Genomic DNA, 21,309 nt, shown 5'->3' with positions numbered 1-21,309 from the left:
AAAAGAGTCGGGGACTGAAAAGCACTCTCTTGAACGAAATAAAGCCCGCGATAGCGGGCTTTATTTCAAAAGTGGTAGCGGGGGCTGGATTCGAACCAACGACCTCCGGGTTATGAGCCCGACGAGCTACCAGACTGCTCTACCCCGCATCAAACTGGTTGTTTATCAGGGAACCCCTGATCAACGTGGCGCGCATGATAAGGGGTGTGATCGACACTGTCAAAGGAAAGTTCCGGGTTTAACCAAACCTACCTCTCCAGAATCGCAGTAACCCCCTGGCCACCCGCAGCGCAGATGGAAATAAGGCCCCGACCGCTGCCCTTCTCCTCCAGCAACTTGGCCAGAGTAGCAACAATGCGGGCACCGGTGGCCGCAAAGGGATGGCCGGTCGCCAGGCTGCTGCCTTTCACATTGAGTTTGTCGCGGTCAATGCTACCCAGGGGCTTGTCCAGACCCAGGCGCTCCTTGCAGAAAGCCGGATCCTCCCAGGCTTTCAGAGTGCAAAGGACCTGAGCGGCAAAGGCTTCATGGATTTCATAGAAATCGAAATCCTGCAGTGTCAGCCCAGCCTTCTCCAGCATCCGGGGTACCGCATAGGCAGGCGCCATCAGCAGGCCTTCCTTCTTGTCCACGAAATCCACTGCCGCAACCTCCGAGAACGTCAGCCACGCCTTAACCTCGTAATTATTGGCCTTCGCCCACTCCTCACTGGCCAGCAGCACGCAAGACGCGCCATCCGTCAGCGCCGTGCTGTTGGCCGCAGTCATGGTACCGTTTTCCCGATCAAAAACCGGCTTGAGCGTCGCCAGCTTCTCCAACGAGGTATCCGGCCGCAGAATGTTGTCCTTTTCCAAACCTGCCATCGGCGTCATCAAGTCGTTGAAGAAACCCTCCTCATAGGCCTTGGCCAGCTTCTGATGGCTCTCGACGGCCAGCTTATCCTGATCCTCCCGGGCAACGTCCCACTCCTTCGCCGTCACCTGGGCATGCTCGCCCATCGACATGCCGGTGCGGGGCTCGCCATTTTCAGGGACCTCCGGCTTGAGATGCCCCGGCCGAAACCGCCCTAGAATCTTCAGCCGCTCGCCCGCAGTCTTGGCCCGGTTCAAATCCAGCAAAATCTCCCGGAGCCCCTCACCCACGCCAATCGGCGCATCGGATGTGGTGTCGGTTCCACCGGCGATGCCACACTCGATTTGCCCCAGGGCAATCTTGTTGGCCACCAGAATCGCCGCCTCCAGCCCCGTGCCACAGGCCTGCTGGATATCATAAGCCGGAGTCTCCGGAGCCAATCCACAGCTCATCACCGCCTCACGGGTAAGATTAAAATCCCGCGAGTGCTTGATAACCGCCCCGGCAGCCACCTCGCCCAGCCTCTGCCCCTCAAGACCATACCTGTCCACCAGCCCCCGCAGAGCCGACGTCAGCAACTCCTGGTTACTGATCTTGCTGTAGGCTGTATTGGAACGAGCGAACGGAATCCGGTTACCGCCCAGCACAGCCACGCGACGAATAGCCGAAGGGCCAGCACTGGTCTTCTTTGATGTAGCGGTTTTCTTACGTGGAGTATTCGATGCTTCTGCCATGATCAATTCATCCGTTTTGAAGTAACCGTGATGTCAGGGGGAACATTGGGGGAAGGCTTCCCAGAACCGTGGAGCGCCAAGGATGGCGCGACCGAGCCCTACATGGATGTATTCACGGGCGTGTTCTGGGAAGCCTTCCCCCAATGTTCCCTGCACCCAGGCTGAGTTGTTAATGTCGACAGTTTAGCTACAACCCGAAATGCCTCATTGGCACCCCTGACAACACCCTACAGGCATTGAGTCAATCCAAAAACTATCCGATTCTTTACCCTGTAGGACGATTCGCATCCAGCAACCCGAATGCAAAACAAGGAAGCCACCCATGTCTGACCTCTATCTTAGAATAGTAAACACCCCGGTAGGTAAAACCGCCGCACAATCCCTTGGCCTGCCAGCACCAGTGCCCCTGAAACGCCTCAAACGCACCGACCAGCCCTTTATTGAGGGCGACGTCCTCATTGGTGCAGCAGCCGGCGCCAAAGCCATCGCAGCCATTGGCAGCACCCTCAGCGCCAGTGCCGCCACACTGCACCATGCCAGCGGCAACGAGCGCCTGAACGATTCATCCAAAGCCGGCAACAAAGCCCGACCATTGGACCTGGGGTCGGAAATCGACCACACATTCTCGGCCCTGGTGTTCGACGCCTCTGGCCTGAAAGGCCCCGACGACCTTCGAGCGCTTTACGACTTTTTCCACCCCACCATCAAAAAGCTCGGCAGCAACGCTCGCGTTCTGGTCGTTGGCCAGAACCCCGCCACCTGCAGGAAAGCACCCCAGGCCGCGGCTCAGCAGGCACTTGAAGGGTTTGTTCGCAGCGTGGGCAAGGAAATCGGCAAGAAAGGCTCAACGGCAAACCTGCTGTGGATGGCGCCCGGAGCAGAGAAACAACTGGAGTCCAGCGTTCGATTCTTCCTGTCTGCCCGCTCTGCCTACGTGTCCGGCCAGGTCGTCAAGATCGGCAAAAGCGATGCGGCGCCGGCAACCAATCCCGTCGCCCCGCTGACCGGCAAGGTAGCATTGGTCACGGGCGCCTCCCGCGGCATCGGCGCCGCCATCGCAGAAACGCTGGCACGGGACGGCGCGACCGTCATTGGTCTGGATATTCCGCCAGCCATGGAAGACCTTCAAAAGGTCACATCCGCTATCAAGGGCAAGGCCCTGGCCTGCGACATTACCGACGACAAAGCACCAAAACTGATCGCCGACTTTATCGACGAGCATTTCGGCGGGGTGGATCTGGTGATTCACAATGCGGGAATTACCCGCGACAAGACCCTGGGCAACATGCCTGAACACTTCTGGGATATGACCATCGCAGTAAACCTGACGGCCGAAGAGTTGATCGACGAGGAACTGGCCAAGCGTGAGCTTATGAAAGACAACGGGCGCATTGTGTGCATCTCTTCCATCAGCGGGATTGCTGGCAACTTCGGGCAGACTAACTACTCAACCGCCAAATGCGGAGTCATCGGATACGTGGAAGCCATGGCCCGGCAACTGAAAAACGGGGTGACCATCAACGCCATTGCTCCCGGGTTTATCGAAACCCAGATGACAGCAGCGATGCCGGTCACTATCCGCGAGGCGGGTCGCCGGATGAACAGCCTTTCCCAGGGCGGACAGCCGGTGGATGTGGCAGAAGCCATCGCCTGGTATTGCAGCCCGGCATCCAATGGAGTGAACGGCAATGTTGTGCGGGTTTGCGGGCAATCGTTGATTGGCAAATAAAAAAAGGGCCGATCCTTGCGGATCGGCCCTTTTTCGAAATTTGGTGGGTGGTACTGGGATCGAACCAGTGACCCTCGCCTTGTAAGGGCGATGCTCTCCCAGCTGAGCTAACCACCCGGGAATACTTTCTAAGTAAAAAATGGCGGAGCGGACGGGACTCGAACCCGCGACCCCCGGCGTGACAGGCCGGTATTCTAACCAACTGAACTACCGCTCCGCATCAATTCGGCCCTCGGGCTCGAACCTGAAACCGGATGGGGTGATCCGGTGATGCATTTGAAAGTGGTGGGTGGTACTGGGATCGAACCAGTGACCCTCGCCTTGTAAGGGCGATGCTCTCCCAGCTGAGCTAACCACCCACTTTCAAGCCTTTCAAAAGGCATTCACTTGCTTGGCAGCCGTGCTGTCTCAACCAAGTGAGAGGCGCATTTTAAGCATTTGGCTGGCGGTGTCAAATATTTTCCCGGAATTTTCTTTAAAAACCTGCAAGCCATTCAAAAGCGTACAGTTTTTAAGCAAACTCACTTCCGCCGCGAGGTTTTGACGGCCCGCACAACCGGACGATCCTGCCCCGCCTGCTGAGCTTTCTCCTGCAGGGACAACTCGCTGACACGGCTGCGCCTGTCTTCGGGCACGGCTCGATTGGCCAGGGAACAATTCAGGTCATCCAGCCTTTTTTGCAGATCGCCCCAGCTATCGAGAAGTTGGGGAACAACATCGTCCGCAAGCTTTTCAAATCTGAGTTTAAGAGAATCCTTGAGAGCCATTGTTTTTGAATTTCCCGCGTCTTTCACCTGACGTCAGTGTAGTCAGCGCTCAGAAAATCCACCAGCCACCTCCGGATTCTGCCTCTTCCCTTCGCTCACGCTCCTGCTCCAGTTCCGCGTACTCCCGCTCCAGTTGCTCAATCTTTTGATCTGTCTCCAGGGGAACGGTGGGGCCACCACCGAATGGCCAGAACCAGGAAGCGGATTCGTACTTGCCTTCTTCCTTCATCCGCTCGATCTCAAGCTCCCGCTCCTCTTCCAGCAACACCAGTTGCCGCTCGTAATCCATGTCTTCATTCACTTCCACAATCGAAGTTGCAGCGTGGTTCGGTGCCAATAGATCACTGTTCAGGAATCGAGTGGAAACGATCTCATCTGCCTGCATGGCATACTCCCGGGTAACCAGCTGCAGGTCACCCTGGGTCAGCGGGTGGTCCGGATCCAGATCAGGGTGTCGCTGGCCCGGCTCGGAGAGCTCGTTATAACGCAGGTAATAAATCTTTCCGGGCTCGACTTCCAGCGTGGCATCGGCGATCAGGCTCAGACTGAAGGAGTTCATCCCTTCCAGCCCCAGCAGCGGCCGACGCATGGCGATATGGCGCTCCCCGGGGCTCACCTCCAGCCAGGTGAAGCTGTCGTTACGGATGTTGAAATAGTGGGTATCGTCTATGTAGACACTTGGGGCTTCGATCTCGTCTGCAGCCCACTGGGAATGGGTCCGATAGAAATACAGCACGGCGTTGCGCCGGTCCCAGCTGTCGTTATCAATGTGGACGAAATCATGGCCGGAAACCGGGTGCAGGAACGAACCGACGCTTTTACCAATGGACTGATAAACCGTACACCCGGACACCGCCAGCAACAGAAGAAACGCGACCAGCGGCCGGAGCAAGGGAAAAACGGAAGGCACTCGGGTTTTCATTGTTGTTAACTCTTCATCCTGATTGCGAGTTGCCTGATCATAACAACTGCAAATCCGCAGAAATGAGAGCTACCGCAAGGGATGGCTACAAACCGTTACAAAACCCGAAATGCGATGACCGAAACGCCTTGCGGGACAATTACTGCCCGCTGACCTGACTCCGCAGCTGGTTCACTTCTTCAGACAGCCTAACCAGGCGGGAAGTCAGCTGTGAACGGGAAGCATCAATCGACTCGACTGTTCGCTTCAGGCTGGCCACCTCGTTCCGGAGTGCCTGAACCCGGCCATCGCCGGCCAACTCATCCGTCTCCCGCTCCAGAGCCGAAATCCGCCCCTCCATACCACTGATTCCAAGCTTCTGCTCCTGCTCGAATCGCCGGATACGGCTCTCGATCACCTGATCCACATCCGCCAGTTGCTGACTCAGTTTCGTCAACTGATCCGTTGCCTGCCGGCTGGCCTCCCGTAGTGCCGCAATCGACGTCTCCGTCTGCTGCTTCAAAGCGGCAATATCGGCAGAGAGCGATGAGCGGGTCTTCTCTACCGACGCCTCAAGCGCACCAATGGCCTGTTTGCCTTCCGCAAGACCGGATTCCAGCGCAGCAATCCGCTCCTGCTGCTCATCCAGACGCTTCTTGTTGCGCTCATTGGCAATCGCCCAAAGCTTCCGGATCTCACTGTCTGCCGTATCCAGGCGCTTGGTGTGCGCCGCGATCTGCTCCTCCAGAGTCGCTCCCCGCTCCTGCAGGTTCTCCCCAGTTTCCGAAAGCTCCCCCTCAAACCGGGCCAGCGCCAGCTTGCTCTGACGAGCCCAGTAATCTGCCTCCTCAAGCTGCCCTTCCAATGCCTGAACCCGCTGCTCCTGCGAATACCAACCGGCACCGCCCGCCACGGCCAGCACGATCAAGAGCACCCAAAGCATGGCCAAGCTGCCACGACCACTGCCGCCGTTACCGCCTTTACCCCCTTTGGGAGGCTTTGCTGGCGCCGACGGTTCGCCTTTCCCAACGGACGATGGCCTGGACTTTTTCTCGGCAGGCTTTTTCGGCTCGGCACTACCAATCGGTCGTTCAGCCCTCAGCTCATCATCATCTGGACGGATGGGTTCCATTACAGCTCCTGACTATGGACGGTTAAAACAATAAGGTCCGATAATACCTGTACTTATGCGCAGGTAAAAATGAAGCCTTACCAATCTTTATTCTTGCAAAGGGTCGGGGGCAGGATGGAGGCGCTTTCCGGAAATGTCTGAAGCCATGGATGGCTTCAGTCAAGCGCACAGGGATGTGCTCGTAGCGTTTTCCGGAAAACGCCTCCATCCTGCCCTACTCCGAAGCCATAAGTTTGCATGGTAGGTAGGCAAAACATACAATGGCCGGCTTTCCAATTATCACAGGACTGTTGCATATGCAGCCGCTTGTAGGACTCATCATGGGCTCCAAATCCGACTGGCCCACCATGGAACACGCCGCCAACATGCTCGAAAAACTCGGCGTGCCCTATGAAACCAAAGTCGTCTCGGCCCACCGCACCCCGGATCTGCTGTTTGAGTACGCCAAAACCGCCGCAGACCGTGGCCTGAAGGTTATTATCGCCGGCGCTGGCGGCGCCGCGCATCTGCCGGGCATGGTTGCTTCACAAACCGCCCTGCCGGTCCTGGGGGTGCCTGTTCAGTCCAAAGCCCTGAACGGTCTGGATTCGCTACTGTCCATCGTCCAGATGCCGGGTGGCATTGCCGTCGGCACCCTGGCCATTGGCAAAGCCGGGGCCACCAACGCTGGTCTGCTGGCAGCACAGATTATCGGCACCTCAGACGACAATGTTCGCAAGGCTGTGGAACAGTTCCGGGCCACACAGACCGAAACGATTCTGGAGAATCCCGACCCTCGGGACCAGTAACGCAACATTGGGAGAAAGAAGCAGGCGGGACCTTGTGTCCAAAACACGCTACGAGCACATCCATGTGCGCTTGTTTCGGGCCGTCCCTGGCCCTCAACAGTTTTGGACACAAGGTCCCGCCCGCTTCCCATACTTTTGCAAAATGCCGACAGAGGCAGGAGAACACAAATGAGAATTGGTGTACTGGGCGCCGGCCAACTCGGAAGAATGCTGGCACTGGCCGGATACCCACTGGCCAAGACCTTTGTTTTCTATGACATGTCTGGCAGCCCCAGTGCCGGCCTTGGTGAGGTCATCATCGACCGGGACGGCGAATACCTGGATGATTTCCTCTCTCGCGTCGATCGCGTTACCTACGAGTTTGAACACCTGCCGGTCGAGGTGGCGGAGAAGATTGCCGCCCACAAACCAGTGCATCCCTGCCCCCGGGCATTGCAGGTGTGCCAGAACCGGGAAGCGGAGAAGACGCTTTTCGGCCAGCTGGGCATTCCCACGCCAGAGTGGAAGATTGCCGACAGCGCAGCCTCACTGAAAGCCGCTGCCGAGGAGCTTGGCTGCCCGGTGGTGGCGAAGTCCAACACCGAAGGTTATGACGGCAAGGGCCAGGCTGTGCTCAGAACGCCCGAGGAAGCAGAGGCGGCATGGGCGTCCATTGGCCACCCCCGCCTGATTGTGGAAAAGTTTGTCGACTTCCGCCGGGAAGTATCGATTATTGCAGTGCGCGCTGAAGACGGCGAACTCGCGTTCTACCCGATGGCTGAGAACACTCACCACGAGGGGATTCTGCGGTACTCGATTGCACCGGCACCAAAACTCGAAAAGCATGTTCAGGAAGATGCGGAGCGCTACATAAAGGCACTACTGAACGAATTGGACTATGTCGGCGTATTAACCCTGGAGCTTTTCGAAACAGCCGATGGTCTGGTGGCCAATGAAATGGCCCCGCGGGTTCATAACTCCGGGCACTGGACCATCGAGGGCGCGATGACGAGCCAGTTCGAGAACCACATTCGTGCGGTCAGTGGCCACCCGCTGGGCAACGTGGCACCCCGTGGTCTCAGTTGTATGATCAATATTATTGGCGAGCATGGCGAGATCGAGCGCATCCTTGAACTGCCCTACGCGCACGTTCACCTCTACAATAAGGGGGAACGACCGGGCCGGAAGCTGGGCCATGTGAACATACTGGCCGACAGCTACGAGGAACTGGTTTGGCGGGTTAAGAACTGTGCGCAGTTTCTGCCCGGCAGTCCCGAGTTTAAAAGTTCTTTGACAGCAAAGGGTTGATATAGCTCAAAGCGCCCTTATATTGGGCGAGTGAACATCCACATAAACAGAGAGACAGGGAGAACGACCTCATGGCATTTGAACTTCCCGCACTGCCTTATGAAAAGAACGCACTGGAACCGCACATCTCTCAGGAAACTCTTGAGTACCATTACGGCAAGCATCACAACACCTACGTCACCAAGCTCAATGGCCTGATCGAAGGTACTGATAACGCCAACAAGTCTCTTGAAGACATTATCAAGAGCGCCAGCGGCCCGCTGTTCAACAACGCCGCACAGGTTTGGAACCACACCTTCTACTGGCACTGCCTGAGCCCGAACGGCGGCGGTGAGCCGACCGGCGCAGCCAAGGAAGCCATCGAGAAGGCGTTCGGTTCTTTCGAAGACTTCAAAAAAGAATTTAACGACAAGGCCGCCAACAACTTTGGTTCTGGCTGGACCTGGCTGGTGAAGAAAGCCGACGGCAGCGTTGCCATCGTTAACACCAGCAATGCGGAAACGCCGCTGACCGGCGCCGACAAGCCGGTGCTGACCGTCGACGTTTGGGAGCACGCTTACTACATCGACTACCGCAACTCCCGTCCGAACTATCTGGAAGCTTTCTGGAACCTGGTCAACTGGGATTTCGTGAACGAAAACCTGGCTTGATCGAAGCCCTGCTTCCAGACACAGACTGCAAACACCGCACTGTGTTAAAACGCCCGCCCCTGGCGGGCGTTTTTGTATCTGTCATACCTGAGCAATTACAATTTGATACAAGCACACCCTGAAATCTTTGAAAAAATCGCCGATACTCCATGAAGATATCGGAACTCTGAACCATACTTAGCACCAACAATCAGGGTGAGGCCCCAAGCACATCACCCGAAGTGCGACATTTTCGCCCTGAACAGTGCGGAACGCTCGCCCTGCATAACCGGAACAAGACAGGCTTGAATGCAAAAATCCTTCGAGGTTGAACATCGCCTGGGCTATCGAATCTTACGGTGGATTCTTGCCGTAGCCCTTGTCAGTGGCGTTATTGTCAGCACCATACAGGTCATCCTGGATGCCCAGCGCGTGTCCACGGGGCTGGACAGCGACGCTGAGCAGACCATCGCAATGGTAAAAGACGCCGCCACCCAGGCAGTATTCAGCATCGATGCCGAGCTCGCCCAACAGGTAGTTGACGGTCTCTTCGCCAAGGAAGCGGTTCACACAGCCCGAATCGTTCATCCAGACGGCGAGCCACTGGGCAATCGCGACCGCCCGTTGCAGCAAACCGCGTTTCGCCCGATTACTGATCCCTTCTTCGATGATGAACGCCTCTTCCGCGAACCCCTATTCCGGGAAGGTAATCCAGAAGACGTCTATGGTTATCTGGATGTTCACTACGATACAGCACCGGCAGCGCGCACCTGGCTGGACAGGGCGGCGGTCACCTTCGCTTCTGGCATAGCGACGGCCCTCATCCTCGGAATGGTGCTGTTTTATGTCTTCCATCTGCTCCTGACGCGCCCTCTGCTGCGGATTGTTAGTTCCGTGAAACAGGTAGACCCGGCACACCCGGACGACCGCCTGGTCACAACGCCACCCGGCCATCAGAGCGACGAGCTGGGTCTGTGGGTAAACGCCACCAATAATCTGTTGGTCGCCATTGGTGACAGCCAGAAACGTCATCGCGAGGCGGAGGATCGGGTGAGCCGTCTCTCCCGCTACGATCAGCTTACCGGCCTGCCCAGTCGGGATACCTTTATGGAATTGCTGATACGGGACATTGAAGAGGCCAACAAGCGCCACTCACAACTGTCTCTGATTGTCTGCGGTATCGACGACTTCAAATCGGTGAATGAGCAGTGCGGGTTCCGCTCTGGCGATCTGATCCTGCAGACTGTCGCAGACCGGCTGACCAACAAACTGGACAACGCCCGCTTTACCATTGCGCGTCTTGGCAGCGACCAGTTCGTGATCGTGCAGAAAGGACTCCGGGACGGCTTCCAGGCCGCAGACACGGCCGAGCGGATTCTTGCCTGCATCAGCGCCCCCATGCTTGTGGAAGATCAGAGCATTTCCATGACTGCCACCATGGGGGTTGCACTGTACCCGTCTGACACCAACCAGGCAGACCGTCTGCTCCAGAGTGCCGAACAGACCATGACCCTGGCCAAGCAGAACGGCCATAACCACTTCCAGTTCTACGTCGCCAGCATTGACCAGGAAATCCGCGACAGGAAGCAGCTGGAAAAGGACCTGTCCCAGGCACTGGCCAACCATCAGCTGCATCTGGTTTACCAGCCCCAGATCAACCTGGAGAGCAAACGGGTGATCGGGGCTGAGGCGCTACTCCGTTGGGAACACCCGGCTCGGGGTATGGTGCCTCCCGACACATTCATACCTGTCGCCGAAGCGAATGGGTCTATCGTTGAAATCGGCCAGTGGGTCCTGGACCAGGCCTGCTGGCAGGCGGCTCGGTGGGCAGCCGATGGCACGCCACTGCGTATTGCCGTTAACCTTTCGGCAGTACAGCTGCGCCAGGAAACCATCGTCGATGACATCCTCGATACCCTGCGAAGACACAAGATTCCTGCCGGGCGGCTGGAGCTTGAGGTGACCGAAACCAGCTTCATGACCAACCTTTCTGATGCCGTGGCCAAACTCCACAGGCTGAACAGAGCCGGGATAAGCATCGCAGTGGACGACTTCGGCACCGGCTACTCTTCGCTCACCTACCTGAAGCAGATGCCAGTTCAACACCTGAAGATCGACAAACAGTTTATCCAGGATCTGCTTGTCAACGAAGAAGACACCCGAATCGCCAACACCATTATCGATCTCGGCAAGAGCCTGAACCTGTCGGTGGTTGCAGAGGGTGTGGAAACGGCAGAACAGGAATACTATCTGAGCCAGCGCGGCTGTCAGCTGGCTCAGGGTTATTTTTTCAGCAAGCCGCTGCCGCCGCGTGAATTTGAGACCTTCGTAAAAGGTTTCCACGAGCAAATCGTGGAAAATAACGCCTGACCCATTACCCTGAGGAGTTGCCATGGGAACCACCGTTATCGGCCTGATTGTCATTGCCGTCGTTGTTTTCTACCTGGTCTTTATCTACAACCGTCTGGTTTCCCTCCGTAACCAGTTCAAGAACGGGTTTGCCCAGATTGACGTTCAGCTGCAGCGCCGGCACGACCTGATCCCGAACCTGGTGGAAGCGGCAAAGGCCTATCTTACCCATGAGAAAACCACCCTCACCCAGGTGATGGAAGCCCGCAACAATGCGGTCAGCGCCCAAAAAGATGCCGCCAAGGATCCTGGCGATGGCACCAAGATCCAGCGACTGGGCAGCGCGGAAAACCTGCTGACCAAGGCACTTGCCAACTTTTACGCCGTGGCCGAGAACTACCCGGAGCTGAAGGCCAACGAAACCATCCAGCAACTGATGGAAGAACTCTCCAGCACCGAGAACCGTGTCGCCTTTGCTCGCCAGGCCTACAATGACGGCGTGATGAGCTACAACATCTTCCGGGAGCAGTTCCCCAACAACATCGTTGCCGGCATGTTCGCGTTCAAGGAAACGTCGCAACTGGAACTGGAATCACCGGAAGCCCGTCAGGCACCGAAAGTGGCCTTCTGAGGCCCTGAGGCATGGCTCATCCCGGTTTCTTTCAGCGCCAGGCCCATGCCCGGCGCAACACCAGTCTGCTGGTCTTCCTTTTCCTGACGGCGGTTGCGTTTATTACGCTCGCCGTCTGCCTCGTAGGGTATTTCGTAACCCGCAGTGAATCCTCAGGCCTCGCCTTCCACCACTGGCTGCTCTCCAACCATGGCCTTTTAACGGCCGTTACCGTTGTCGGGCTGATTGTTCTTGGCTCCCTGCTCCGCTGGGTCGACCTAGCCGGCGGCGGCGACCGGGTTGCCAAAATGGTAGGTGCACGACCGATTGATCCGGATACCCGGGACAGCGACGAGCGCAAACTGCGCAACATTGTCGAGGAGATGGCCATTGCCAGCGGTGTGTCTGTACCGGAACTCTACGTGATGGACCAGGAAACCGGTATCAATGCCTTCGTGGCAGGCTACACGCCCGGCGAAGCCGTCATGGTCGTCACTCACGGTGCCATCACCCAGCTATCCCGGGACGAACTGCAAGGCGTGGTCGCCCACGAGTTCAGCCATATTTTCAACGGGGACATGCGGCTGAACGTCCGGCTCATTGCTTTGCTCGCCGGCATCCTGATGATCGGTCAGATTGGCGGCTTCCTGCTTCGAGCTTCCTTCTATCGTGGCCACAGAGTGGGTCGATCCCGGGACGGAAGGGCCCAGGCGGCCATGGGCATTATCGGCCTGGCGCTGTTCGTGATCGGCTATGTGGGGGTTTTCTTTGGCCGGCTCATACAGGCGGCCGTCTCCAGGCAGCGAGAGATGCTGGCCGATGCCTCCTCCGTGCAGTTTACCCGCAACCCCGAAGGCATTGCCGGCGCACTCTTCAAGATCGGCATGAAGGGCGGTTACCTGGACACCACCAGCCACGCCAGCGACATGAACCACATGTGTTTCGGCGAGAGTGCCCGGATGAAGTTTACCTCGCTGCTGGCCTCCCATCCGCCCATCGACGAGCGCATCAATGCCATCCAGCCCGGCATGCTGGCCAGATTGCGCAGCCGGCTGAGGGATACCGAACCCGGCGCCGACCTTTACCGCAGCTCCGCATCGGCGCCTGAAACCGGCGCATCCGGATTCACCGGGGCGGCATCCGACATCCTTGGACCGGTCACCGGCAAGAGCGGGAGAACCTCGCCCCTGGCGTCGAGCCCGGAAACGCCAATCAAGCCGGGGCGGAAATTCTCAGACCAGGTTGGAACCATCAACCGGCAAAGCGAAGACTTCGCGCTGCGCTTCCTGGAGCGCCTGCCAGCCACTTTCCGGAACCTGCTGTACACCCGGGCCGGCGCCTCACAACTTTGTTACGCCATGCTGATCTGTGGATTGCCCCGACCGCAGCAGGAGGAACGACTGAACCTGCTGCCGGCTCACCCGGTATTGGGCAGCCAGCCGGACCTGCTGGAAAAGCTCTTACCCGCACTGAAAACCATCGGGGAGGGCGTCCGTTTTCCTGCCCTGGAGCTTGCCATGCCGGCGCTGCGCAAGCTGGATCCGGAAGAACGGGAGATGCTGATTACCAATGTCCAGAAGCTGGTTGCGGCGGATAATCGGGTCACCCTGTTCGAACTAGCCTTGACCAGTTTCCTGTCCCGCCATCTGGGCGAGGAGGCAGCCAGAGTGGTTCCGGTTCGCTACAAGAGCTACAAACCGGTCATGCCGGCCCTCCAGCGACTTCTGAGCCTGATGGCAAGGGCGGGGTCTGCGTCCCAGGCTGACGCCGAGAAGCTGTACCGGGAAGCCATGGCAGGCCTCATGAATGCGAAGGAAGGCAATGGGCCAGTTCTGGAGAAAGTATCCATGCGCCAGCTAAGAGAGGCCTTAACGGCCCTGAACGGCCTCTCGCCTTTGCTGAAACCGGCGATCATTGATGCCTGCGGGTACTGCATCACCCGCGACGGCAAGGTGGAAACGCGGGAGTATGAGTTGATGCGCCTGGTGGCGGATCAGATGGACTGTCCGATGCCGCCACTGGCTGTCTGAGGGATTACTGGACTCGGGAGCTCCCGCCTTCGAACAGCGCGTCCACCGTCGGGCGCTGTTCTTCCGTCGGTACACCCAGTTTTTCCCGGATGTTCAAATTCACGTCCCATAGCTGATCGAATTTGTCGGAGGTTGCTGCAACGGCCTCCTCTTTGCCCAACATAATTTTCGGGCGCAGGAACACCAGCAGGTTACGCTTGACCCGACGCTCCGATTCCGATGAGAACAGGCGCCCGATGAACGGAATATCACCCAGCAGGGGCACCTTGCTCTTGTTGACCTGGTAATCATCCCGGGTCAAACCGCCCAGGACGATGGTCTCCCCGTCATCTGCGAGTACCGTAGTCTTGATTTCCCGCTTGTTGGTAACGATATCCGAGGCGTCCTCGATACTGTCCGCCACGTTCTCCGTGGTCTGCTCTACCACCAGACGTACCAGGCCATCGGCGCTGATGGTCGGGGTAACCTTGAGGGTCAGGCCAATATCACGACGCTCGATGGTGGTAAACGGGTTAGTGGTGCCATCGCCGGTGACTGTTGACTGGCCAGTCCGGAACGGCACGTTCTGCCCCACGATAATTTCCGATTCCTGGTTATCCAGGGTAATTATGCTGGGCGTGGACAGCAGGTTGGCTGCTGCGGAAGTGGACAGAGCCTGCAGGAGAATTCCCCAACTCACGCCATCCTCGTTCCGCTGGCCGGCGCCGACGGTGATTCCACCCACTGCGGGGGTGATGGCTGACTCGGTCAGAATCGCGCTGAGTACCTCGCCCAGGCTCCGACCCACGTTGCCGAAGTTGGTACCGGCGACCGGTGTGGATTCGCCGGACTCGTCACCCACGGCAACCTGAACGCCCAGATCCTGGCCCAGTTCGTCACTGATCTCGACAATGGCTGCCTCAATCATCACCTGGGCACGACGCACATCCAGCGCGGCAACAATCTGTTCGGCTTCCTGCATCAAAGAGGGCTCACCACGAACCACCAGCGCATTCAGACCCTCATCGGCGAAGACCGCGAAGCTACTCTGAGGCTTCGCGCCACCCCCGGCGCCACCCGAGCCAGCGCCCTCTTTAACCAGCTCGCCCATAACCCCCTTGAGAATCTCAGTGAGGTTTTTGGCGTCGGCGTGTTTGAGCCTCAGGACTTTGGTGGTACCGCCGGTTGCCGAAGGCTGATCCAGCTGCCGGATCAGGCCGCGCATCTTGTCCCGGAAGGTTTCATCGCCCCGCAAAATCAGCCGATTACTGCGCTCATCGGCGGTTACACTGTATTTTCTGGCGGCATTTTCGCCGCCGGCCCGGCCCAATTCATCGGGAGCCAGTTCCTGCAGCAGAGTGACCATATCACCCACCCAGGCTTCCTGAAGCTGGATAACCTCCACTTCGTATTTAGAGGGGCTATCCAGTTCCCGTACAATCTGCTCGATTCGCTGGATGTTGGAAGAGTGGTCGCTGATGATCAGCGCGTTGGCAGCGGCTACACCGGCCAGGTGGCCATACTTGGCCACCAGCGGGCGAAGAATCGGGACCAGCTCCAGGGCATTTGCGTTATCAATCTGTATGACCCGGGTGATCAGCTGTTCCGAGGGCGTTTCCGGAAACCGCTCCAGAATCTCCGCCGACTGCTTGGCGTCAACCTGCTGCACCACCTTGATCACTTCTTCGCCAGGAATGGCCGTAAACCCGTGGACGTTCAGGACCGCCAGGAACAGGTCGTAAATCTCATCCTTGTTCATGGGCGCGCTGGAGAGCACGGTTACCTTGCCCTTCACCCTGGGATCCACCACAAAACTGTACCCGGTAATATCGGCCACCTGGGTCACGAAGGCGCGGATATCGGCGTCCTTGAGATTCAGCCGCCATGTCTCGGCTTCCTGCCCGTGCGCCATGGACATAAAGGGCAGGAGAACAAGCAGGACAATAGCCCGCAAAAGATTGGTCTTGTGGTTATACATCTGGCGATTTCGTCCTGTTTCAATGAACCCGATCAGCGCCACTGTTCGGGTATGGCATAACTTATGGTGAGGATGGATCCGTCACGCTCGATTTCAATTTCCAACTGTGCCTGACCGCGCCAGTTCTCAAGCAGGGCCTTGTCCTGATTGATATCACCCAGTCGCTGGCCGTTGATCGCCGTTATCACGTCACCGGCCTGCAGGTTGACAGCATTCAGCATGGCATTGGAGCCGTCGTATACGTACCCGGACATGCCGCTGTCATCCACCGGACTCAACCCAAAAGGCGCGAGAGCAGCAATGCCCTGGCTATCAATCTGTTCGCGGGCGCTGGCCAGAAACTCATCCGGTCCTGATTCTGCCGGCTCGGCAGTTACTTCTGCAACCAGATCTGAAGACACCTGTTCCTCAAATGTCAGGGTCTCGTACCGTCCGCCCCGACGAATCAGAATTCGACCGGGTTCGACTTCGGCAAGCTCGGCGTTCCCGGGCAACATTTCCCCGACCCGGTAATACGCCGTTTCACCATTGCTTCCAGCAACTATAGCACCGGAGTCCTCCGGGCGCTGCGCTACCAGCACCCCTTCGAGCCGAAGCCGAAGGCGGGTTTCCGGAGCCGAGCGGCGAACGGCTTCCGCCACCTGAACCGGCTGCTCCGAACGCCCGAAGAAATCGTAAACGGCCATGGAAGTCGTCAGACCGCTGCCCCCGGCCATGTTACCCGCACGGTTCGACGCTGGCGCACTTGGGACCGGCCTGTCCTCCCAGGCGAACAGCCAGGTCATCCGGGCGAGCGTGACAGCCAGATACACCACCAATACCAGCAACAACAGGTTCGCCAGAGTCCGCGAAATCCGGCGCTGGGCCGGGGTACTTAACATGGCCATACTATCGCGCCCCCGGGACAAGAGGCTGGCGCACCCGGAACACCACATCGCCGGGGCTGGCAGAATCCGGCCAGGGCTGACCTGCCAGGTCCACCATTCGCTTGTAGACACGCAGTTCCAGCATTCCGTTCCAGAACACCGTGGCATCTGCCGCCGGACCCTGTCCGCCCTGTTCGGAAACGCTCAGGGCAACGCCCCCCTGGGTGGTATCCATAGTGGCCTGCATGGGCGGAAACTCCGCCCGACCCCGCTGGTCGCCCATGGGCCAGGTCACCAGACCGCCATCCCAGCGCCCCAGGCCTTCAGCGCGTGTAATCCGGTTATCGGCCCAGGCCATAGTCAGCCGGTCGATCATCACCTCGCCTTCGATCATTGCACCGCCACTCTGGCGAATCAGGTCTTCAAACTCGGCTACCATAACCCGCCCACTCGCATCCAGCTGCGCACTGGCAGGCCAGCCAATCGTAACATCGCCATTAAGCGAGGATTGTGACGACTCGACAGAAATTGTCATTGGCCATTTCAGGCTGGTGACCTTTGGCATGTGAAGACGCCAGTCAACACGCAGCGGGAAGCCGGCAACCACAACCCCGGCCTCACCGTCCCACACTTTTCCGGCAACCTGTCGCACCTGAACCTGGGGCGGCAAAGAAACGTGAGCAGAAGCCTGCTGCCAGACCCACCCAGCAGGTACCAGAAAGACCAGTGACAGCAGATAAATCAGAACGCCCAGCAGCAGGAGCAGAAACACCTTGCCGGGGCGAAGAAAAGTTTTGGGTTCAGCGTCACTCATTCGGCGTTGCACAGATAATGGACCGGAAGCCGAGTCTAGCAAAGGCATTGCCCAAGTTCATGACAAAAAAACAAAAACCCCGCGTTGGCGTGAACCAACGCGGGGTTTTCAGTGGTGATCGGGCAGCGCCCCAAAACTTCGGAGCGCCTGGGATCAGGCCGGCATTACATCATGCCGCCCATGCCCCCCATGCCGCCCATGCCACCCATGTCCGGCATACCGCCGCCGGCTTTCTCGTCTTCCGGCTCATCGGCAACCATCGCCTCGGTGGTGATGATCAGGGACGCAACGGAAGCAGCTGCCTGCAGCGCGGAACGGGTAACCTTAGCAGGATCCAGAATACCCATTTCCAACATGTCGCCATACTGCTCAGTAGAGGCGTTGAAGCCGAAAGAGCCTTCGCCTTCACGAACCTTGGCAACCACCACAGAAGACTCACCGCCTGCGTTGTACACGATCTGGCGCAGCGGAGCTTCCATGGCACGGCGCAGGATGTTCACACCGGCTTTCTGCTCTTCGTTGATGGCATCTACCTTGTCCAGAGCCGCAATAGCGCGGATCAGGGTAACGCCGCCGCCCGGCACAATGCCCTCTTCAACCGCAGCGCGGGTGGAGTGCAGTGCATCTTCAACGCGGGCCTTCTTCTCTTTCATTTCCACTTCGGAACCGGCACCAACCTTGATGACGGCAACACCGCCAGCCAGCTTGGCAACACGCTCCTGCAGCTTCTCCTTGTCGTAATCGGAAGAGCTGTCTTCGATCTGCTTGCGGATCTGCTCAACGCGAGCTTCGATGTCCGCCTGTGCTCCTGCACCGCCGATGATGGTGGTGTTTTCCTTGGTCACGTTGACACGCTTGGCTGTGCCCAGGTCATCCAGGGTGGTGTTCTCGAGAGTCAGGCCGACTTCTTCGGAGATCACGGTACCACCGGAGAGAATCGCGATGTCCTGGAGCATTTCCTTGCGACGATCACCAAAGCCAGGCGCCTTAACAGCGTTGACTTTCACGATGCCACGCATGTTGTTCACGACCAGAGTTGCAAGCGCTTCGCCTTCGATGTCCTCAGCGATGATCTGCAGCGGCTTGCCAGCCTTGGCTACAGCTTCCAGCACCGGCAGCAGCTCGCGGATGTTGGAAATCTTCTTGTCGACCAGCAGGATGTAAGGGTCTTCCAGCTCGGCAGACATGTTGTCCTGGTTGTTGATGAAGTACGGAGACAGGAAGCCACGGTCGAACTGCATACCTTCAACCACATCCAGCTCGTCTTCCAGGCCACGGCCTTCTTCAACGGTAATGACGCCTTCCTTGCCAACCTTTTCCATCGCGTCGGCGATGATCTTGCCGATGGTCTCGTCGCCGTTGGCAGAGATGGTGCCTACCTGGGCAATCATCTTGCTGTCGTCGCAGGGCTTGGCCATCTCGCGGATCGCTTTGACCGCTTCGGTCGTGGCCTTGTCGATGCCGCGTTTCAGATCCATCGGGTTCATGCCGGCAGTAACGGCCTTCACGCCCTCGTTAACGATGGACTGGGCCAGAACAGTTGCAGTGGTGGTACCGTCACCAGCCGTGTCGTTGGCCTGGGAAGCCACTTCTTTCACCATCTGAGCGCCCATGTTCTCGAACTTGTCAGCCAGCTCGATTTCCTTGGCCACGGAAACACCATCTTTGGTGATGGTCGGCGCGCCGAAGGACTTTTCCAGAACCACGTTACGGCCTTTCGGGCCGAGGGTCACTTTAACCGCGTCTGCCAGAACATTGACGCCCGCGACCATGCGCTTCCGCGCGCTATCACCGAATTTAACGTCTTTTGCTGCCATGTCTTCTATTCCTGTTCGTTAAACCGAAGTAACTGAATTAATCGGATTAATGAGAGTTCGTGCGATTCGCCTCAGCGATCACTCAAGCACGCCGTAAATGTCGCTCTCGCTCATGATGAGGAGCTCTTCGCCGTCGATCTTGACGGTGTTACCGGCGTACTGGCCGAAGACCACGGTGTCACCCACCTTGACCGCCAGTGAGCGGGTTTCGCCGTTTTCCAGGATGCGACCGTTACCAACGGCAATCACCTCACCCTGGGAAGGCTTCTCTTTGGCGTTACCCGGCAGCACGATGCCACCCGCAGTTTTCTCTTCTTCTTCCTTACGGCGCACGACAACACGATCGTGTAGCGGACGAATTTTCATTGCTCGGTTTCTCCAATAGTCAGATTAATGTGGCAATGACATTGTTGATGTTGGTCGGATCGGCAAAACCGGACCCGACAAATTGCCCGGCTGGATAACCAACTGTTTTCAGTGGAAATCAGCCTGCAGCGAACTTGTGGTTTCTATTTGGGGTAGCGGGTAGGTGTTTTCAACACCCCGGAGAGAATTTTTTTCACTTTTTTTCGATCCGGTCCCGATCGGATTCCGTCTCGTCCTGATACTCGCCTTCTATGATGTCGCCATTACTGTCCCGGTCAAACGGGCGTTGCCGACCGGAGGGATTTTCGCGGCCACCGAACGGATCCTGCCCGAAAGGGTTCGACCCGCCGCCGGCTCGGAAATAAAAGCTGCTGCTCCGGCTTTGCCCAGCCACGACCATACGCTTGAGCGCCTGGGCTGCCAGCCAGTGACGGGACCCGGGAATCAGGCACAGGAAACCCACCGTATCGGTAATGAAGCCCGGCGTCAGTAGCAGAGCGCCGCCAATGGCCAGAATCAGCCCCTCGGCAACCTCCCTGGCAGGCAATTCACCGCTGTTCAGCCGCTGATTGGCCCTCAACAGCGTGGCAAGGCCCTGCTGGCGAAGCAGCCACGCACCGATCACAGCAGTCAGCAGCACCAGCCCGATGGTATTGAGCACACCAATCATGCCGCCGACCTGGATCAGAACCGCCATCTCGGAGATTGGCATGATAATGAATAAGAACAGAAACACTGACATCCGGACCTCAGGGTCTGAGCAGGAATTTCAGAAGGTCTGGTATACTCGCAGCCCTTCCGTTTTAAAAAGAAGCCATTTAAATGGCCCGACACACCAGTTTTACCGGTGAAAAGACGCACAGCAACCGTAAAACCACCTGATAACAGTAGTTAGGGCAAAACATGAAACTTCAAGATTCCGTGATTGCAATTACCGGCGGCGGCCAGGGCCTTGGCCGTGCTATGGGCGAATACCTTGCCGCCAAAGGTGCCAAAGTCGCGCTGATCGACCTGATGCCGGAAAAACTGGATGAAGCAGTTGCCGCGTGCAAAGCCGCTGGTTCCGAAGCCAGAAGCTACGTTTGCAACGTCGCCAAAGAAGAAGACGTTGAAAAAACCTTTGAAGCCATCGTGGAAGATTTCGGCCACCTCAATGGCCTGGTCAACAACGCCGGTATCCTCCGCGACGGTCTGATGGTCAAAGTAAAAGATGGCGAAGTCGAGCGCCGTATGGAGCTGTCCCAATGGCAGGCCGTAATCGACGTCAATCTCACCGGCGTGTTTCTCTGCGGCCGGGAAGCTGCGACCCAGATGATTAAAAACGGCGACCAGGGCGCGATCATCAACATCGCTTCCATTTCCCGTGCCGGCAACATGGGCCAGAGCAACTACTCCGCCGCCAAAGCCGGTGTCTCTGCCCTGGTTCCCGTGTGGGCCAAGGAGCTCGCCCGCTACGGTATCCGCTGCGCAGGTATCGCCCCGGGCTTTATCGAGACCGAAATGACCGCCTCCATGAAACCGGAAGCCCTGGAAAAAATGACGGCCGGCATTCCGCTCAAGCGCATGGGCAAGACGGAAGAAATTGCCTCGGCGGCCGCGTTCATCTTTGAGAACGACTATGTTTCCGGGCGGATGATTGAGGTGGATGGGGCTCTGCGGCTCTGACCAGTCGGCCTACCGC

18 protein-coding genes and 4 tRNA genes are annotated in these 21,309 nt (G+C 57.9%); 8 read left to right on the top strand and 14 right to left on the bottom strand.

The genetic code is table 11. The features are described from left to right. Positions 1 to 72 precede the first annotated feature (72 nt). Together WA411_RS11815 and WA411_RS11810 are read right to left on the bottom strand one after the other, a co-directional pair. Positions 73 to 149 (bottom strand) — tRNA-Met (locus tag WA411_RS11815). A 99-nt stretch (positions 150 to 248) separates the two neighbouring features. Beyond that, positions 249 to 1,586 (bottom strand): acetyl-CoA C-acetyltransferase, encoded by a 1,338-nt coding sequence (locus tag WA411_RS11810; RefSeq protein ID WP_264766260.1) that lies wholly within the window; start codon positions 1,584 to 1,586, stop codon positions 249 to 251. A 322-nt stretch (positions 1,587 to 1,908) separates the two neighbouring features. Here WA411_RS11810 and WA411_RS11805 point away from each other — a divergent pair, with 322 nt between their 5' ends. After that, complete coding sequence (locus WA411_RS11805; protein ID WP_291906700.1) at positions 1,909 to 3,315, top strand: 3-oxoacyl-ACP reductase; 1,407 nt, start codon at positions 1,909 to 1,911, stop codon at positions 3,313 to 3,315. Positions 3,316 to 3,356: 41 nt separating this feature from the next. Here the strand turns inward: WA411_RS11805 and WA411_RS11800 are convergent. The 6 genes from WA411_RS11800 to WA411_RS11775 all read right to left on the bottom strand — a co-directional run bounded on the left by WA411_RS11800 (position 3,357) and on the right by WA411_RS11775 (position 6,115). Next, a tRNA-Val gene (locus WA411_RS11800) sits at positions 3,357 to 3,432 on the bottom strand. Between the two features lie 23 nt (positions 3,433 to 3,455). Next, positions 3,456 to 3,532 (bottom strand) — tRNA-Asp (locus WA411_RS11795). A gap of 66 nt (positions 3,533 to 3,598) precedes the next feature. Then, positions 3,599 to 3,674 (bottom strand) — tRNA-Val (locus tag WA411_RS11790). 162 nt (positions 3,675 to 3,836) lie between these two features. Beyond that, positions 3,837 to 4,082: a hypothetical protein gene (locus WA411_RS11785; protein WP_069183164.1), complete on the bottom strand. Its 246-nt coding sequence runs from the start codon at positions 4,080 to 4,082 to the stop codon at positions 3,837 to 3,839. A gap of 49 nt (positions 4,083 to 4,131) precedes the next feature. Further along, positions 4,132 to 5,004 (bottom strand): DUF2846 domain-containing protein, encoded by an 873-nt coding sequence (locus tag WA411_RS11780; protein ID WP_291905836.1) that lies wholly within the window; start codon positions 5,002 to 5,004, stop codon positions 4,132 to 4,134. 139 nt (positions 5,005 to 5,143) lie between these two features. After that, positions 5,144 to 6,115 (bottom strand): hypothetical protein, encoded by a 972-nt coding sequence (locus tag WA411_RS11775; RefSeq protein ID WP_291905837.1) that lies wholly within the window; start codon positions 6,113 to 6,115, stop codon positions 5,144 to 5,146. Between the two features lie 296 nt (positions 6,116 to 6,411). Here WA411_RS11775 and purE point away from each other — a divergent pair, with 296 nt between their 5' ends. The 6 genes from purE (at position 6,412) to WA411_RS11745 (ending at position 13,808) form a co-directional block, all read left to right on the top strand. Next, on the top strand, positions 6,412 to 6,903 hold the full coding sequence (purE, locus tag WA411_RS11770) for a 5-(carboxyamino)imidazole ribonucleotide mutase (protein WP_153633634.1): 492 nt from the start codon (positions 6,412 to 6,414) through the stop codon (positions 6,901 to 6,903). Positions 6,904 to 7,071: 168 nt separating this feature from the next. After that, positions 7,072 to 8,190 carry a 5-(carboxyamino)imidazole ribonucleotide synthase gene (locus WA411_RS11765; RefSeq protein WP_136631544.1) on the top strand — a complete coding sequence of 373 codons (1,119 nt, stop codon included), beginning with the start codon at positions 7,072 to 7,074 and terminating at the stop codon, positions 8,188 to 8,190. A gap of 71 nt (positions 8,191 to 8,261) precedes the next feature. Beyond that, positions 8,262 to 8,840 carry a superoxide dismutase [Fe] gene (gene sodB, locus WA411_RS11760; RefSeq protein ID WP_136631545.1) on the top strand — a complete coding sequence of 193 codons (579 nt, stop codon included), beginning with the start codon at positions 8,262 to 8,264 and terminating at the stop codon, positions 8,838 to 8,840. A 288-nt stretch (positions 8,841 to 9,128) separates the two neighbouring features. Then, positions 9,129 to 11,189 (top strand): putative bifunctional diguanylate cyclase/phosphodiesterase, encoded by a 2,061-nt coding sequence (locus tag WA411_RS11755; RefSeq protein WP_291905844.1) that lies wholly within the window; start codon positions 9,129 to 9,131, stop codon positions 11,187 to 11,189. 22 nt (positions 11,190 to 11,211) lie between these two features. After that, the gene (locus WA411_RS11750; RefSeq protein WP_069183158.1) at positions 11,212 to 11,799 is read left to right on the top strand and encodes a LemA family protein; all 588 of its coding nucleotides are present in this window, start codon (positions 11,212 to 11,214) and stop codon (positions 11,797 to 11,799) included. An 11-nt stretch (positions 11,800 to 11,810) separates the two neighbouring features. Further along, positions 11,811 to 13,808: a M48 family metallopeptidase gene (locus WA411_RS11745; RefSeq protein WP_291905846.1), complete on the top strand. Its 1,998-nt coding sequence runs from the start codon at positions 11,811 to 11,813 to the stop codon at positions 13,806 to 13,808. 4 nt (positions 13,809 to 13,812) lie between these two features. Here the strand turns inward: WA411_RS11745 and gspD are convergent, their stop codons facing one another. From gspD to WA411_RS11715, 6 genes are all read right to left on the bottom strand, one after another. Beyond that, positions 13,813 to 15,765 carry a type II secretion system secretin GspD gene (gene gspD / locus WA411_RS11740; RefSeq protein ID WP_291905848.1) on the bottom strand — a complete coding sequence of 651 codons (1,953 nt, stop codon included), beginning with the start codon at positions 15,763 to 15,765 and terminating at the stop codon, positions 13,813 to 13,815. Between the two features lie 32 nt (positions 15,766 to 15,797). Then, positions 15,798 to 16,652: a type II secretion system protein N gene (locus WA411_RS11735; RefSeq protein WP_291905850.1), complete on the bottom strand. Its 855-nt coding sequence runs from the start codon at positions 16,650 to 16,652 to the stop codon at positions 15,798 to 15,800. Between the two features lies 1 nt (position 16,653). After that, positions 16,654 to 17,445, bottom strand: a complete 792-nt coding sequence (gspN, locus tag WA411_RS11730; protein ID WP_291905852.1) for a type II secretion system protein N — start codon at positions 17,443 to 17,445, stop codon at positions 16,654 to 16,656. 164 nt (positions 17,446 to 17,609) lie between these two features. Next, positions 17,610 to 19,262: a chaperonin GroEL gene (gene groL, locus WA411_RS11725; RefSeq protein WP_153633641.1), complete on the bottom strand. Its 1,653-nt coding sequence runs from the start codon at positions 19,260 to 19,262 to the stop codon at positions 17,610 to 17,612. Between the two features lie 78 nt (positions 19,263 to 19,340). After that, complete coding sequence (gene groES, locus WA411_RS11720) at positions 19,341 to 19,628, bottom strand: co-chaperone GroES (RefSeq protein ID WP_008171363.1); 288 nt, start codon at positions 19,626 to 19,628, stop codon at positions 19,341 to 19,343. Between the two features lie 193 nt (positions 19,629 to 19,821). Continuing rightward, positions 19,822 to 20,370, bottom strand: a complete 549-nt coding sequence (locus WA411_RS11715; protein WP_291905861.1) for an FxsA family protein — start codon at positions 20,368 to 20,370, stop codon at positions 19,822 to 19,824. 161 nt (positions 20,371 to 20,531) lie between these two features. On the opposite strand from WA411_RS11715, the gene WA411_RS11710 reads away from it, so the two are divergent. Then, positions 20,532 to 21,293 (top strand): SDR family oxidoreductase, encoded by a 762-nt coding sequence (locus tag WA411_RS11710; protein ID WP_291905863.1) that lies wholly within the window; start codon positions 20,532 to 20,534, stop codon positions 21,291 to 21,293. Positions 21,294 to 21,309: the final 16 nt, after the last annotated feature.

The organism is Marinobacter sp. CH_CUG1437-1 (genome assembly GCF_037029655.1).
Taxonomy (GTDB): domain Bacteria; phylum Pseudomonadota; class Gammaproteobacteria; order Pseudomonadales; family Oleiphilaceae; genus Marinobacter; species Marinobacter salsuginis.
The sequence above is the reverse complement of the archived record's forward strand: the minus strand, read 5'-3'. Positions and strand labels throughout refer to the sequence as shown.